Annotated in this window: 11 protein-coding genes and 5 pseudogenes; 9 read left to right on the plus strand and 7 right to left on the minus strand. The window is 59.7% G+C overall.

The window, feature by feature from the left end; all coding sequences use genetic code 11:
* The first annotated feature begins 604 nt into the window (after positions 1-604).
* From NKJ84_RS31490 to NKJ84_RS31500, 3 genes are all read left to right on the plus strand, one after another.
* The gene (locus NKJ84_RS31490; RefSeq protein ID WP_352509774.1) at positions 605-1,783 is read left to right on the plus strand and encodes a M24 family metallopeptidase; all 1,179 of its coding nucleotides are present in this window, start codon (positions 605-607) and stop codon (positions 1,781-1,783) included.
* Between the two features lie 3 nt (positions 1,784-1,786).
* Positions 1,787-2,878 (plus strand): M14 family metallopeptidase, encoded by a 1,092-nt coding sequence (locus NKJ84_RS31495; protein WP_352509775.1) that lies wholly within the window; start codon positions 1,787-1,789, stop codon positions 2,876-2,878.
* A 90-nt stretch (positions 2,879-2,968) separates the two neighbouring features.
* Positions 2,969-3,658: an aspartate/glutamate racemase family protein gene (locus tag NKJ84_RS31500; protein ID WP_352509777.1), complete on the plus strand. Its 690-nt coding sequence runs from the start codon at positions 2,969-2,971 to the stop codon at positions 3,656-3,658.
* Positions 3,659-3,857: 199 nt separating this feature from the next.
* On the opposite strand, the pseudogene NKJ84_RS31505 reads toward NKJ84_RS31500, so the two are convergent.
* Positions 3,858-4,052 (minus strand): annotated as a pseudogene (locus NKJ84_RS31505) (transposase domain-containing protein); the annotation flags it as partial.
* Between NKJ84_RS31505 and NKJ84_RS31510 the strand changes: the two are divergent.
* From NKJ84_RS31510 to NKJ84_RS31520, 3 genes and pseudogenes are all read left to right on the plus strand, one after another.
* Positions 3,995-4,249: pseudogene (locus NKJ84_RS31510) on the plus strand (DUF5372 family protein); the annotation flags it as partial. The pseudogenes NKJ84_RS31505 and NKJ84_RS31510 sit on opposite strands and share 58 nt — an antisense overlap.
* A 100-nt stretch (positions 4,250-4,349) precedes the next feature.
* Complete coding sequence (locus NKJ84_RS31515) at positions 4,350-4,547, plus strand: hypothetical protein (protein WP_352509784.1); 198 nt, start codon at positions 4,350-4,352, stop codon at positions 4,545-4,547.
* Positions 4,528-6,600, plus strand: coding sequence for a recombinase family protein (locus tag NKJ84_RS31520; protein ID WP_352509778.1), 2,073 nt, complete (start codon positions 4,528-4,530; stop codon positions 6,598-6,600). Before NKJ84_RS31515 ends, NKJ84_RS31520 begins: the two co-directional genes overlap by 20 nt.
* On the opposite strand, the pseudogene NKJ84_RS31525 reads toward NKJ84_RS31520, so the two are convergent.
* From NKJ84_RS31525 to NKJ84_RS31550, 6 genes and pseudogenes are all read right to left on the minus strand, one after another.
* Positions 6,596-6,928 (minus strand): annotated as a pseudogene (locus NKJ84_RS31525) (IS66 family transposase); the annotation flags it as partial. The gene NKJ84_RS31520 and the pseudogene NKJ84_RS31525 overlap by 5 nt on opposite strands.
* Positions 6,915-7,454: pseudogene (locus NKJ84_RS31530) on the minus strand (transposase); the annotation flags it as partial. The pseudogenes NKJ84_RS31525 and NKJ84_RS31530, both read right to left, overlap by 14 nt.
* 260 nt (positions 7,455-7,714) lie before the next feature.
* Positions 7,715-9,148, minus strand: a complete 1,434-nt coding sequence (locus NKJ84_RS31535) for an amidase (protein WP_352509779.1) — start codon at positions 9,146-9,148, stop codon at positions 7,715-7,717.
* A gap of 26 nt (positions 9,149-9,174) precedes the next feature.
* Positions 9,175-11,241 carry an ABC transporter ATP-binding protein gene (locus tag NKJ84_RS31540; protein WP_352509780.1) on the minus strand — a complete coding sequence of 689 codons (2,067 nt, stop codon included), beginning with the start codon at positions 11,239-11,241 and terminating at the stop codon, positions 9,175-9,177.
* Positions 11,234-12,091, minus strand: coding sequence for an ABC transporter permease (locus NKJ84_RS31545; protein WP_352509781.1), 858 nt, complete (start codon positions 12,089-12,091; stop codon positions 11,234-11,236). Before NKJ84_RS31545 ends, NKJ84_RS31540 begins: the two co-directional genes overlap by 8 nt.
* On the minus strand, positions 12,088-13,041 hold the full coding sequence (locus NKJ84_RS31550) for an ABC transporter permease (protein ID WP_352509782.1): 954 nt from the start codon (positions 13,039-13,041) through the stop codon (positions 12,088-12,090). The genes NKJ84_RS31545 and NKJ84_RS31550 overlap by 4 nt, the downstream gene beginning before the upstream one ends.
* Before the next feature lie 286 nt (positions 13,042-13,327).
* Here NKJ84_RS31550 and NKJ84_RS31555 point away from each other — a divergent pair, with 286 nt between their 5' ends.
* The 3 genes and pseudogenes from NKJ84_RS31555 to NKJ84_RS31565 all read left to right on the plus strand — a co-directional run.
* Positions 13,328-13,693, plus strand: coding sequence for a hypothetical protein (locus NKJ84_RS31555; protein ID WP_352509783.1), 366 nt, complete (start codon positions 13,328-13,330; stop codon positions 13,691-13,693).
* Positions 13,694-13,768: 75 nt separating this feature from the next.
* Positions 13,769-14,056 (plus strand): hypothetical protein, encoded by a 288-nt coding sequence (locus NKJ84_RS31560; protein ID WP_352509785.1) that lies wholly within the window; start codon positions 13,769-13,771, stop codon positions 14,054-14,056.
* A 153-nt stretch (positions 14,057-14,209) separates the two neighbouring features.
* A pseudogene (locus NKJ84_RS31565) lies at positions 14,210-14,617 on the plus strand (IS110 family RNA-guided transposase); the annotation flags it as partial.
* Positions 14,618-14,718 lie beyond the last annotated feature (101 nt).

Here is a 14,718-nt window from a genome sequence, read left to right on the forward strand (position 1 = left end):
CCAAGTGCTCTCGCCATCGTCAACCTCCATAAAGTGGACGTTGAATCAGTCAAACCGATTCGCGTCACATCACAATCGATTCATCGAACCCCGGACGTGCTCTCGATAGCAGCGATATCAAACTATGCAACCGGCACCCTGAGGACAACATGGTGGTGGCGTCATAATAACATTGGGGAACGGGATGTTCACGGTACCACGCCGCAAGTGTCTGAAAGTGCGGCTTCAGGTGCGGCCATACCGCCCCGCTCCAGGTCGCTGAGTACGCGCCAGAGCTGTGCGTGAACATTCTGCTTCCAAAATGCGTAGCGCGGAAACCGATGGTATAAGCCGCCTCATCGACGTCGTGGGTACTTCCGCCGAGGGAACAGTGAGCATTGCTTCTCGGCCATGCCGGCCTACCGCCAGGTCGCGGCAGATTCTGTATCAATCTTGATTCGCGATGAATAGACCCTCGTATTTATATTGGACTTTGTCGGCCGCACGATTACCGTTCCTGTAGTTGCCGTGCCCTAAGTTGCCGGATGAGGGGATTCGTCGGTCTACGAGCTTGGGCACTATCAGTGCCCCTTCTACCAAAGAAACTCTCTACGGATGAATTCTGATGCCTATTCTTAATTTCTCTGAAGCTGAGTACAGATCTAGACTGCGTCGTGTTAGATCCCGCATGGAGGACGCGGACCTCGATGTACTTGTGATTACAGAGCCTGCGAACATATACTATCTGAGCGGATACGATGCGTGGTCGTTCTATACGGTCCAGGCACTGGTGATTTTCCAAGACGTCGAGCTGCCTCTTTGGGTCGGGCGGTTAATTGACTCGGCCACCGCGCATTTCACGAGCTACCTCTCGGCCGACCGCATTGTCCCCTATCCCGATGTCTACGTTCAGGCTGCGGATCGGCACGCGTCGCAGTTTATAGCTGAGACGATTGTTCGAGAGTCGCCGAGCGCAAAAACAGTGGGAGTTGAGATGGGTGCTTACTACTATACGGCTCGAGACCACGCAGAATTTGTCAAGGCAATGCCGAATGTCCGTTTCAAGGATGCCGAACTTCTTGTGAATTGGGTACGCTTCGTCAAGAGTGCCGAAGAAGTCGCCTATATGCGACAAGCAGGCGTGATCACCGAACGCATGATGGCCCGCGCTGTTGAAGTCGCCGCTCCGGGAGTGAGAGAGTGCGATGTGGCGGCAGCCATCTACCACGCGCAGATGATTGGCACCGAGTCTTTCGGGGGGCTTCCCGCGACGAGCCCGCCTCATATGGGGTTCGGCGCGCGAGCGCGCGAGGCACACCCAATTTTCAGTGACCGCCCTATTGCTGCCAACTCCATTGCCAATATCGAAATTTCCGGCTGTCGACTTCGCTACCATGCTCCGATGTGCCGCACAATCTACTTTGGTAAGCCGCCCCAAAGCTATCGCGATTTGGCATCCCACGTCATTGAGGGCATCGACGCTTCTCTTGATGTGGTGCGACCGGGCTCGACATGCGAAGAAATCGAGTTGGCATGGCGAAAGACCCTGAGCGTCCACGGTATCGAAAAGGATAGCCGGTTAGGGTATTCGATCGGTGTGGCATACACGCCGACGTGGGGCGAGCGTACGGCGAGTATTCGTCGAGGAGATCGTACGGTCCTACAGGCCGGGGCGGCCTTTCATCTGATGGCAGGCCTTTGGCTCGAAGACACTGGCATTACAATTACCCAATCGTTCGTTGTCACTGAGGATGGTCACGAACCACTCACCAAAAGCCCCCGCGAACTGATCGTTAAGGACTGACAAATGCGCGAAGCGATAATGCAGGACATCTCCGAGAACTTTTCCGACACGTATTTTGAAGCGCGCCAGAAGTTCCTCGATCTCGCCAGGTCTGTGAAATCATATAAATCGCCGGCCCGCGGACCGGGTGGGGAAGAATTGTTCACCGATGTCGCTTGGTTCGGCAATCCAGACGCGCGTCATGTGGGCGTATTGATCTCGGCCACACACGGCGTGGAGGGCTACTGCGGATCGGCGGGGCAGGTGGACTGGATGCGAAGGGGCACTGCTAGATCGTTGGGGCCAGGCCAAGCGATGTTGCTCATACACGCGCTCAACCCGTATGGTTTTGCATGGAACCGTCGCGTCACCGAGGAGGGCTGTGACCTTAATCGTAACTTCGTGGACTTCTCGCAGCCGCTTCCAGCCAATCCGGGGTATGACGACCTTGCCGACCATCTAGTCCCAGCTCTGATAAGAGGTCCTGTATTTGAAGCCTCTGAGCGGGCCATTGAGAAATTTCGCAAGGACAAAGGCGAAGTCGCCTTTCAAACCGCGCGAAAGGCTGGCCAATATAGTTATCCCGACGGCGTGTTCTTCGGAGGCTTTGGTCCTAGCCATTCGCGTTTGAGGCTAGAGAGAATTGCGGATGACTTCTCTCTGAAATCCCGAGATCGGGTGGTGATTGTCGACGCACATACCGGCCTGGGGCCCTTCGGATACGGCGAGCTTCAGACCGAGCAACCCTCTGGACTTGCGGGTTATGAACGTGCACTGGCAATGTTTGGAAGGTCGGTTACCTCGCCCGATCTTGGGACTTCATCGTCAGTGCCGATACGGGGCTGCATTGATGAGTTTTGGCAGCGGCTGCTTGGTGAGCGTCACGTTTACGTAGCGCTTGAATTCGGCACGTTCGATCCGGAGAACGGTCGACGGGTCCTGAGAGAGGATCATTGGTTGGCGAAAAATCCCGAGGTTGACCCGGAACTTGCACAAGGCATCCGACTCCGTCTTCGCGAACACTACGATCCGAGGTCGGAGGACTGGCGCGAAATGATTCTTTGGCGCAGCCGTCAGGTGCATAGGCAGATGTTTGACGGGGCCCCGGATCTCTAGAGGAGACTGTCGCTTAACGGCACTGGTTCGAGCCGAGCCGCAGAAAACCACCAAGGCAAACATTTCGGAATCCGAAATAGGAGATGCGTCATGAAGAAGAAGACCTTGGGAATACTGGAACTCGAAAACAGACCAATCAGCCATCTTGGTGCATTGTGCTCGCCTGAGACACATCAATTTCCCATCAAGCGTCTGACTGTTGAAGGCGCAAACGTGGCCAGGCTAATTGCCGGAGACCGATCGCTCAAGGATGCGTATGTCAGCGGAGCGCGAAAACTGGAAAGCGAGCGGGTGTCGGCGATAACCACCAACTGCGGCTTCAGTTCGCTGCACCAAGCCGAAGTAGCGGCTGCGGTTTCCGTACCAGTTGTGTTGTCGAGCCTCGCGCTAGTGCCGCTTGCCGCCAAGAGCATGCCATCGGGTCGCAAGGTAGGGATTTTGACTTATGACTCCACGAAACTTGCAGAACACCATTTCAATGCGGCCGGATGGTCGTCAAAGGAGATAGATGTTGCAATTGGAGGAATTGAAGGCTCTCTAACGTGGCAGCGGCTCGCGGATCCCTGCCCTGACGCCCCTCCTGATGTCATCACATCCGATGTGCTTGCAGGCGTTAGGTCGCTTTTGAAGGTTGAGCCAGCCGTTGGCGCCCTCGTCCTCGAATGCGCCGGGTTCACGCTCGCAGCAGAAACAGTGCGGCGGGAGATTGGCATGTTTGTCGCAGACTTCGTGACGCTAGCAAAGGTGCTTATCGAGGTTAGCCCGCCGCGTGAAGTATGACAAGCAGGTCGTACTGGCGGCAGCAAAGAGATTGGCCTGGCAGGCCGGGGTTCCGGCCAAGGTCCACACCTCAATCTCCTGCACAGGGTTCAGCGTCGCCCTCGCACTGAGCGTGTTTCATGACGGTGCGCGGGCTGGTGACTCACCGGAGGGGTACTTTGCTCGCCGGGCTACTTGCGTTGCGGTGTAACCGCTGTTCTCAGGCCACGGCTTTGAGCGGCATAGGTCTGTAGGCCCAAGGCAGCAGATCGTCGATCTGGCTTTATGGATGGCCGGCGACGATCCGGGCGACCGCGTCAGCGAGATAGGTATGAGGCTCGATGCCGTTGAGCTTGCATGTCTCGATCAGCGAAGCGATCGTTGCCCAGTGCTCGGCGCCGCCGTCGGAAGCAGCGTCATAATGCCGGGAATCCGGGCTTCGACGTTGTCGTCACCTATCCATTCCATCCGTTGGTTGGGCAGACCGTTGCGGTGGTCGGTGAGCATGATCATGACGGCATCCGCCACCTTTTGGTTCGGCAGCCGCACGGCGGAAGCTTCCATCTTCCGGACTGGATGGCCGCCCCACAGGCCAGTTCGGTTGCGATCGTTGCCGCGCCCCGACTTTCGCTCACACACCTCCTCGAACTTCGCGCACTTCTCGATCATCTCGTAGGCTCTCTTCCAAGAGACTCGATCTCCGGAGGAGGACATGCCGATGAAGAATCCGCTGCGCACCCAACTGGATTTGTTTGTGCCCACCATACCGCCGGCCAAGATGTCGGGCGAGGAACGCGTAAAGGCGGTGGTGCTGTTGCAGTCTCTACTCGTCGAAGCAGCGTCCGTGCCGGGCGTCGGACTGTCGATCCCGAACCGGAAGGAGGCGGGTGATGAGCAAGATTACCGCTGAGCACCTTTGCCGCAGCGCCATCATCTACATCCGGCAATCAACGTCCTACCAGGTCGTAAACAACCTTGAGAGCCAGCGTCGCCAATATGGCCTAGCTGAGCGGGCTCGGCAGTTGGGTTGGGATGATGTGCAAATCGTCGATGACGATCTCGGCCGATCCGGCGCCGGCACGGCTCGGCCCGGCTTTGAGAAGCTGTTGGCGGCCATCTGCGAAGGTCGTGTCGGAGCGGTCGTCTCGCTGGAGGCGTCGCGGCTGGCGCGCAACGGCCGTGACTGGCACACCTTGCTTGAGTTCTGCGGGTTGGTCGGGACATTGATCGTAGATGAAGATGGCGTCTACGATCCGCGTCTGATCAACGATCGTCTGCTGCTTGGCATGAAGGGCACGATGAGCGAGATGGAGCTTTCGGTATTCCGGCAGCGCTCCATCGAGGCGCTCAGGCAGAAGGCGCGCCGGGGGGAACTTCTGCTGACTGTGGCTGTCGGCTATGTCAAAGCGGATGATGGGCAGCTCGACAAGGATTCGGATCGTCGTGTCCAGGACGGCATTGCTCTGGTGTTCCGCAAGTTCGCCGAGTTGCAGTCGATCCGGCAGGTTTTGCTCTGGTTCCGGCAGGAGCAAGTTCTAGTTCCGGCCGTCGTTCAGGGCCGCGGCAAACACGCGATTGAATGGAAGGTGCCGGTCTATCACACGCTGCACCACATGCTGACCAATCCGGTCTATGCCGGCGCCTACGCATTTGGCCGGCGCGGAACGCGCGTTGTAATCGAAGGCGGCCGCAAGCGCGTGATGCGTGACAGCATGCGCCGGAACTGGAAGGACTGGGAGGTTTTGATCCGCAGCCACCATGAGGCATATATTTCCTGGGAGGAGTTCGAGAGGAATCAGCACTTGATCGCCGACAACGCCAACGGCAAGAGCTACCTTGGGCGCGGGGCGATCCGCCGCGGAGAAGCCTTGCTGCCAGGCCTATTGCGCTGCGCACGCTGCGGCCGTCGATTGCATGTCGCTTACAGCGGCAAAGGCGGAAACACCCAACGTTACGTCTGTCGCGGCACCTTCAGCGACAAGGCCGTCGACAACTGCATCCGCTTCGGCGGTATGCGGGTTGACCGGGCAGTCGTCCAGGAGGTTCTCGGTCGACTGCAGCCGCTCGGCATCGAGGCGGCGCTGGCTGCCATGGAAGTGCAAGGCCAGGAGCATAGTGACAAGCGACAGCAGGTCGAGAATGCTTGCCGGCAGGCCCGGTACGAGGCGGAGCGTGCACGCCGCCAATACAATGCGGTCGATCCCGAGAACCGGCTTGTCGCCGGCGAACTCGAGCGACGCTGGAACGAGAAGCTGACCCACCTGGGCGAGCTTGAGGAGGAGCTGGACCGCTTGGCCCCGCTGCAAGCACCAACGGTCTCCGCCGACGATCGTGCAAGGCTGATGGCTCTCGGGAAGGACCTCGCCCAGGCATGGGACAGTCCGGGCGCTTCGAACGAGACGCGCAAGAAGATCATTCGCTTGTTGGTCAAGGAGATCATTGTCGATGTCGTGGACGATAGTCTGGCGCTCATCATCCATTGGCAAGGTGGCGATCACACACGTCTCATCGTGAAGAAGAACAAGGTCGGGCAAACCCGCTGGACGATCGAAGGCGATACCCTTGATCTTGTTCGGGTACTGGCCCGCCAGATGTCGGATCTGTCCATCGCCGCCATCCTCAATCGCGCCGGCAAAAGGACAGGGAAGGACAATAGCTGGACGCGTAGTAGGGTGTGCAGTCTTCGCAACACCCATGGCATTGCGCCATACCGCGACGGCGAACGTGCGGAGCGTGGCGAAGCAACGCTCGACGAAGCCGCGGGGATTCTCCAGGTCAGCCCGTCGACAGTTCGTCGCATGGTCAACCGCGGCACGTTGGCAGCGAATCAACTATGCAAGGGGGCACCCTGGATCATTCACCTCTCGGATATCGAGAATGATGCCGTTCGGCGTGAAGCTGATGCGCGGCGATCACGGCGTCCGGCGTCTCATGATCCGCGCCAAAATGTCCTTAATTTATAAGGCGATCGACAGATGAGCAGTATATCGCACCGCCGTCGCTGCCGGCGAAGAGCGCATTCTTGCGGTTCAGCGCAATGGGACGGATGGCGCGCTCGACGACGTTGGAGTCGATCTCGATCGTACCGTTGTCGAGGAATCGTGTCAGACCTTGCCGGCGCGAGAGTGCGTAGCGGATGGCTTCCGCCAGCTTGGGCTTCTGGCTGATAAGGGTGAGTTGCTGCCTAAGCCACGGCTCAAGGGCATTGATGACGGGACGGCTTCTCTCCTGCCGGACGGCGCCGCGTTCGTCGGCGGAGCGACCGCGGATATCGCTCTCAACGCGGTAGACGGGCGATCGCTGTGCAGACCACCGTTGTCCCCTTGCCCCGGCCGCTCAACATCCGATATCGGGTCGTCAGCCGGGTCTGCGCCTTCCAAGCGATCTCTCGCACCTGTGGAGATGCTTGCTCCAGACGGTATAGTTTCTTCGCACCAACCCTCGGCGGATGCCTATAGGTCCAGGCGCTCTCGACCAGCATATGGCGAACGCGGCCGTTCCCCGCCTTGGTGATGCCGCCCCGTCTGACTGTCTCGCCGGTCGATCGTTCTCCAGGAACGAGGCCGAGACATCCCATGAGCTGGCGCGGACTCTCGAACCTTTGCACGTCGCCAACCTCGGTGGCGAATGTTACGGCGACGATCAGGTCTACGCCACGCAATGCCTGCAGCGCTCGCACGATCGGTGCCAATGACCAGGCCGGAACGAACTCCTCGATCACACGCTCAAGTCGCTCGACCCGTTCTTTCGAGATGCGGACCGCTTCGACCATTTCCTGGAGCGCGATCTGATGCGCCGGGTGATCGAACGGCTGCTTGGCAGCCAGTGTCGATGCCGGCTCAATACGCCCCAGAAGTGCCGTTTGGTTCTTCCCCAGTTTAGCGCTGTCGCCGGTCTTCCGGAGCGCGCTCCGGGAGACCGGCGGCGCGTGATCGTCGACCACTCGCCGGTCTCCCTCTGCGACACACCAGTCCAACATGTTGCTTCCCTGCTGCCTTCTCTGTTCAATCTCCACCGACAGCCGTCGATCGCAGTCTTTGTTCACAGGAGCAAAGGACAGCAATTACGTCATTGGCGTCATTTGGCCCCTGCCCGAGTCTTTGGTCGCCGGTGCCTCCAGGGCGTAGCGTCCTCTAGGTCGCGTGCGACACGGACCAGAGTGGCCTCGTCGCCAAAACGACCGACTATCTGTATCCCGATCGGCAGGCCGCTGGCGTTTTGTGCCAATGGCAAGGACACTGCAGGATGACCAGAGACATTGAATACGCCAGTGTATGCGATATTCGCGGCATCTGCTGCCTTGAATTCTTCAGCAGACAGCGTCGGGTTGATCGTACTGTTGATGCCGCCGTGCGGTAGGGCCATCATCGGCATCGTGGGTGTCAACAGAATATCAAAAGAATGGATCGCTTCACCCACTCGGAACCGCATTCTCCGCAATACCTCTTCTACGTCCCCCGCCCGCCCCGGGGAATTCCGGCCGTACTCATACAGCTTGAGATTAATGGGCTCCAACGTGTCCGCGGTGATAACGCGTCCCATGTCCCGCGCGGCCTCTTCAAGCGACTTTGAACTGAAGCGTGTCCTGCCGAGCATAACTCGCGTGTACTCAATTGACTCATATGGCGGCTCGATGTCAGTGACGGTGTGCCCCATTTCCTCAAGAAGGGTGGCCGTCGACTCGACAGCCTTCAGAACTTCCGGTTCAAGATCGACCGCGCCCCACTTGGTCCTCGCCACCCCCACTCGCAGCGTCCCGGTGGGTTGTAAAAGTTCTTCTACGTAGGACCGGTTCGGCTGGACGATGATAAATGGATCGCCGGGGTAGGGACCAGAAAAGACGTCGAGCGCGGCGGCCATGTCGCGTACTGTCCGGCATAGAACAAACTCGCGTGTTAGGCCAAACGAAGCATCCTGGCTGTTCGGGCCGCCGGAGATACGTCCGCGGGACGGGTTCAGCCCAACAAGACCGCACCAGGCGGCGGGGATGCGAATCGAGCCGCCGCCATCGCTGCCATGGGAGATAGGAGTGATACCCGCGGCCACTGCCGCCGCTGATCCAGCAGACGAGCCCCCTGTCGAGCGTTCCAAATTCCACGGATTGCGGGTGATGCCATGGAGAATGCTTTCACTCAACAGGGACATCCCAAGTTCCGGAGTAGTCGTTCTTCCTATCGTCCGGAGCCCGCTCTCCCGAGCGCGTCTAAAAAAATAGCTGTCAGTGTCAGAGCGATGGCCTTTGAACAGACGGCTTCCTTTTTCCTGAAGGCGGCCAGCTTCGGTGAAACCAATATCCTTGCGAAAGAAAGGCACGCCGTGGAAAAGCCCCCCATTCGCGCCAGCTGCGGTTTCAGCATCTTCGTAAAACTCGATGACGGCGTTGATGCTAGGATTGACCTCGTCATGGGCCACACGGGCTAGCTGCACCAACTCCGATGGCGTCACTTGTTTGCTTGTTACTAGAGCGGCAAGACCGGTTGCATCGTAATTAACATACTCGCTTAATTTCATCTTGGTAATCCTCAAATTGGCAATCACTACTCGGCGAGCTGGTTCAGACCGACTTTGTCCAGATGGGCCTCAACGATTTGGACGCCGGCTTTGTATGGCCGCTGGAAGCGTTCGAGGTCTTCTGCTGGGATGTGGCAACGAATGACATGGCCGGGTTCCACTTCGATCACCGGTGGCTCCGATGTCTCGCAAATCGCGCCGAGCTTTCGCGGGCACCTACTCTGGAAGACACACCCTGGAGGCGGATTGGCCGCCGAGGGAATTTCGCCCGACAGCCGAATGCGTATGTTCTGGGTGCTGTCGAGGTTGGGGACGGCGGAAAGAAGTGCCTCCGTATAGGGGTGGTTTGGTCCCTCGAATACGCGCTCCGATGGCCCCATCTCCATGATCCGCCCGAGGTAGAGCACCGCAATTCGGTCGGAAAGATACCGCACGACGCCAAGATCGTGAGAGATGAAGACATAGCTGACCGCCCGGGCCGACTGAAGCTCGGCGAGAAGATTCAGGATCGCCGCCTGAACCGAAACGTCGAGGGCCGAGGTAGGTTCGTCGCAGACCACAACGCGAGGGTCGCCGGCGAAGCTCCGCGCTATGGCCACGCGCTGTTTAAGCCCGCCGGAGAGCTGGCGCGGGCGTAGAGCTAGGTGTCGGGGCGTCAAGCGGACCGCCGCCACGAGCGCGTCAAGACGGCTAGACAAGTCCGCGCCTCGGAAACCGCCGAGCCTGCGCAACGCGCGGCCAATGATGCGAGCGACGGAGTGAGAGCGGTTCAACGCCGAATCCGGGTTCTGAAAGACGATCTGTACCGCCTTCACGTCTTCATCCCGGCGCCGGTCGAGACCGGGAGCAAGGGGGTTGCCGTCGAGCTCGATGGTCCCGCCGGGATCGGGCAGTACCAGGCCCAGGAGCATTCGGGCCAGAGTGGTTTTGCCGGAGCCAGACTCGCCGACAAGACCCAGTGTTTCCCCCGGCAGCAGGCATATCGAGACGTTGGCGACCGCACGCACCGCGTGGCTCCCCTGGCCATAAGTCTTCGAGAGATTGCTAACCCGGAGCACTGGCGCGATCCCCCCTGCAGGCTTCGGCAAAGCCACATCGGCCGGCGTGCTGCGCGGAAGGTCAGCCGCCAAATCAGGGTAATGGCAACGCACGAGCCGACCGCCAGCATCTCGCAACGCCGGAATTTCCGTCCTGCAGCGGTCGTCAGCGAGCGCACAGCGCTCGGCGAAGGGGCAACCGGGCATCAGCGCGCCAGGCATGGGCAAGAAACCAGGGATGGTGTCAAGCCGTCCGTGGTCCTTCCGCTGCCCGCCCCGCGGTAGGCACCGCAGAAGCGCCACAGTATAGGGATGGCGCGGTGAATCCAAGATGTCCCGCGTCGGCCCTTCCTCCACCAGCATCCCCGCATAAAGGACGCCGACGCGGTCGCACATCTTCGCCACTAGGGCGAGGTTGTGGCTGATGAACAGGATCGAGGTGCCAAACTCTCGCCGGAGATCAGTGACCAGGTCGAGGACCTCGGCCTCCACGGTGGCGTCAAGGCCGGTTGTGGGCTCGTCCAGGATCAGCATCGTCGGATCGTTTGCCAGCGCCATCGCGATCGCAACCCGCTGCTGCATCCCGCCTGAAAGCTGATGCGGATAGCGCTGCATGACTGAGCCGGGATCGGCGATGCGCACCTTGTTCAGCACCTCGATCGCACGAACTTCACGCTCGGCCAGCGGGACGCCCATCACCTCGAACACCTCGACCAACTGCCCCCCCACCTTCAGCGAAGGGTTCAGCGCTTTGCTGGGGTCTTGATAGACCATCGAGACCTTTTTTGCCCGCAGGTCCCTAAGCGCCTCGGGCCCGAGCCGCATCACGTCCACCCCGTCGAGCGTGACCGCCCCGCCGGTGATCCTGCCGTTCCGCGGCAGATAGCGCACCGCTGTCAGCGCCACCGTGGACTTGCCGCAGCCCGACTCGCCGACCAACCCGTACGCCTCACCCCGGGCAATCTCGAAGCTTACGTCGCGCAGCACCGCGCGATTACACCCGCCGGCGCGGTAGGCGACAGAGAGTCGGTATAGGCGCAACGCCGGCTCAGTCATCGAGCGCCCCGTGCAACCCCTCGGCCATCAAATTTACCCCGACCACAAGGCTAGCGATGGCCACTGCGTCGAACAGCACCGTCCACCAGTAACCGCCGCTGATCATCGAATAGTTGGTTGAGATCGATAGCCCCCAATCGGGCGAGGGTGGCTGCAGGCCGAAGCCGAGAAAGCTCAGGGTAGCGACGGCGAAGATCGCATAACCGAGGCGCACCGTGGATTCGACAAGGATGGGGGGCAGTACGTTGGGCAGGATTTCGATGAACATGATATGGGCTGAATTTTCCCGTCGTAGTGTGGCGGCAGCGACATAGTCGAGCTCCCGCTCGGCCAGGACCGCCGATCGGACAGTGCGAGCGATGACGGGGCCAAAGGACAGGCCGATGACGATGATGACAGTGTTCTCGGACGTGCCGAGCGCCACGATTGCGAGAAGTGATACGATTACCCCCGGAATTGCCATCGCGGCCTCTATCAGGCGCGAGATAACGTCGTCGAGGATGCCTCGGAAGTATCCGGTAAGAAGACCGAGTACCGTGCCAACGGCCGTCGCCAGGATCGTCGCGAGGGGTGCTACGATGAGAATGTCGCGCGAGCCCACGATCACCCGCGAAAAAACATCGCGGCCGAGTTGGTCAGTCCCAAACCAGTGTGCTGCCGCAGGCGGAGCAAGCGCGTTTAGGACGTCCTCTGCTAGCGGATCGTAAGGCACTATGTATGACCCGAACAGGCTGCAAAAGACCCAGAAAAGCACAATGGTCAGTCCGGTCAGAAAGGAGTTGGATCGCAACAGCGCTGCAAACAACTCGCGGCGCCGGTTCTGGGTTGCAGGAATGGCAACTTCGGTCATTGGCCGCCACTCATCCGAATGCGCGGGTTAAGCCGGGAGTACAGGAGATCGGCAATTATTGTCGCCGTGGCGTAGGTGATTCCAATGATTAGCACGCAGGCTTCGAGCATCGGGAAGTCCTTGCCCTTGGCTGCGTTGTAGATCAGCGACCCGATCCCCTGGTAGCGGAATAACGTCTCCACCACCAGAAGGCCGCCAATCAGATAGCCCGTCTGGCTGGCGATGACGGTAATCGTCGGTAGCAGCGCGTTCCTGAGCACGTGCCGCCAAATGACCTGACGCCAGGGCAGGCCCTTCAGGACGGCAGTGCGGGTATAGTCAGAGTCGAGCGTCTCGATCATCCCCGCACGTGCCATGCGGCAGATATAGCCGAACAGGACGAGCACGAGCGGCATTGCGGGCAAGATTAGGTAATTGAGTTGCGTTAGGGGTCCGGCGCCATCCGGCCATGCTGCGGAGATTGGCAGCCAGCGCAGCCAAATACCAAAAATCAGAATCATCACGACTCCGCTAACGAATTCCGGCATAGCGGCCGCTGACAGACCGCCGAGACTGATAATGCGGTCAGTTAGGCGGTTGACATTCATTGCGGCCACCACTCCACCAACGATCGCGAGGGGCACGACGATGAGGAAGGCCAGGGCCGCTAGCTTCAGCGAATGGCCGAGCGCGGGAATTACGAAGTCAGCGACGGGGGCGCGATATATGTAGGACTGACCCATGTCGCCCTGGATAAAATCCCCTATCCAAGTGCCGTATTGCACGAGGAGCGGTCGATCGAAGCCGAGCTGGTGATTCAGCGCTTCTACCGCCTGCTGATCGGCGAAAGGGCCAAGGATAGCTCGACCGACGTTGCCTGGCAGAACCTGCCCGAGAAAGAACACGAGCAGGCTGAGCACGAAGAGGGTCACCAACGAATAGGCAAAGCGCCGGGCGAGGAAGCGGTTCATCATGTCTCCCTGAATGCATCGCGTTGGGCAGCGGACCGGCTCGTACCGGTCCGCCGAACCGACTTCATACGATTCCCGCACGATGAAGGAACAGTCCTACAGCGTAAGCTTTCTGTTACATTGTCCCGGCTCGCGTCAAATACAGTCTGCATATGAGTGGTATCTAGCATCGAGATGGGCCAATATAGTTCCGCACGTCGCCATGGGAGTTGGACGGGAGATTGTGCAAGCGGTTGGTGATGTACGGTGAGCGCGCCGTCACCGCGTTCACCAGCTCTTCCCGCGGTTGGCGCGCTGGCTCAAGGCGCGCGCGGTCGAAGCTTATGTCATACAGCCATCGAGCCTCGCGGTTTCCCGCGAACATCGGCGTGCCAAGACCGATCGCCTCGATACCGAACTGCTGATGCGCGCCCTTCTTGGCTGGCTGCGGGGCGAGCAGCGCCACTGCAGCATGGCAGCCATCCCAACCATCAACGAGGAGGAGGCGCGCCGCGAACGTACACGGATAGCCAACCGCATCAAGGCAATCTCGCTCGCTTCGGCATTCGCACCTTCAAACCCAATCTGCGCAAAGCTGCCGACAAACTGGAAGCTCTGCATTGGGGGAAGGTATGCCCCTATCGGAACGAAGCCGAGCCGAGTTGCGCCGTAATCTCGGACGGCTTCATCTGTTGCATGAACAATCCACGAGATCGAACAGGAGCGGTTGCGGCAGCTCTCGGTGGTAATGGACACGGAGAAGGGTCCGCTCGCAATGGTTCGCCTTCTTGTGCGGATCATCGGTGTCGGTATCGAGACTGCGGACATGCTTGTGAACGAGATTCTCTCGCACGGCCTGCGTGATCGGAAAGCCGTCGCCCGATATGCCGGACTTGCCGGGGCGCCGGATGTCCTTGGTCTTGGCAGCTCGGCGATCGGCGCGCTGGTTGAGCGTACGATACGCTTCACGATGTTGCTGCATCTTCCCCGGCTAGAGCACGTCCGGTTTAATCCGGTTCATAGCCTGCGGCCTTGAAGTAGTTTGCGCATTCTGTTGGCGTGCGCGGTCATTCCGGTCAGCCTGAGCGCGCCGGTGAAGGTCGTGGTCTTCCGGTGATGGGATGGACGCCCCCGACGGCATCGATGTGCCAGAGTGGAGGTGTTCTCAGCCACTTAAAGGAGGAGCCCCATGACGGAAGTTAGCACCATCGGCCTGGATCTGGCCAAGAATGTCTTTCAAGCACACGGAGCGAGCTCTGCCGGAGCGGTCATCTTCCGCAGGAAGCTGCGGCGCGACCAGGTGCTGGCTTTCTTTGCCGCCCAACCACCGTGTTTGGTGGCAATGGAGGCATGCCCGGGTGCCCACTACTGGGGTCGGGAGATCGGGAAGCTCGGCCACACCGTGCGGCTGATCGCACCCGCCTATGTGAAGCCTTTCGTCAAACGGCAGAAGAACGACATGTCCGATGCGGAGGCGATCTGCGAGGCGGCGCAGCGACCGACCATGCGCTTCGTGGCTGTGAAGAGCGAAGCCAAGCAGGCCTCCGCCGTGATCTTCCGGACCCGTGATATCCTGGTCGGCCAGCGCACTCAACTTGCGTGTTTCGGTAAGTCCCGGACGCCGATTTCACTAAGTCCCGGACAGTGATTTCAGTAAGTCGCGGACAGCATTTCCGCTAAGTCCCGGACAGTTTCCGG

Source organism: Mesorhizobium sp. M0048 (assembly GCF_040323405.1).
Lineage (GTDB): Bacteria > Pseudomonadota > Alphaproteobacteria > Rhizobiales > Rhizobiaceae > Mesorhizobium.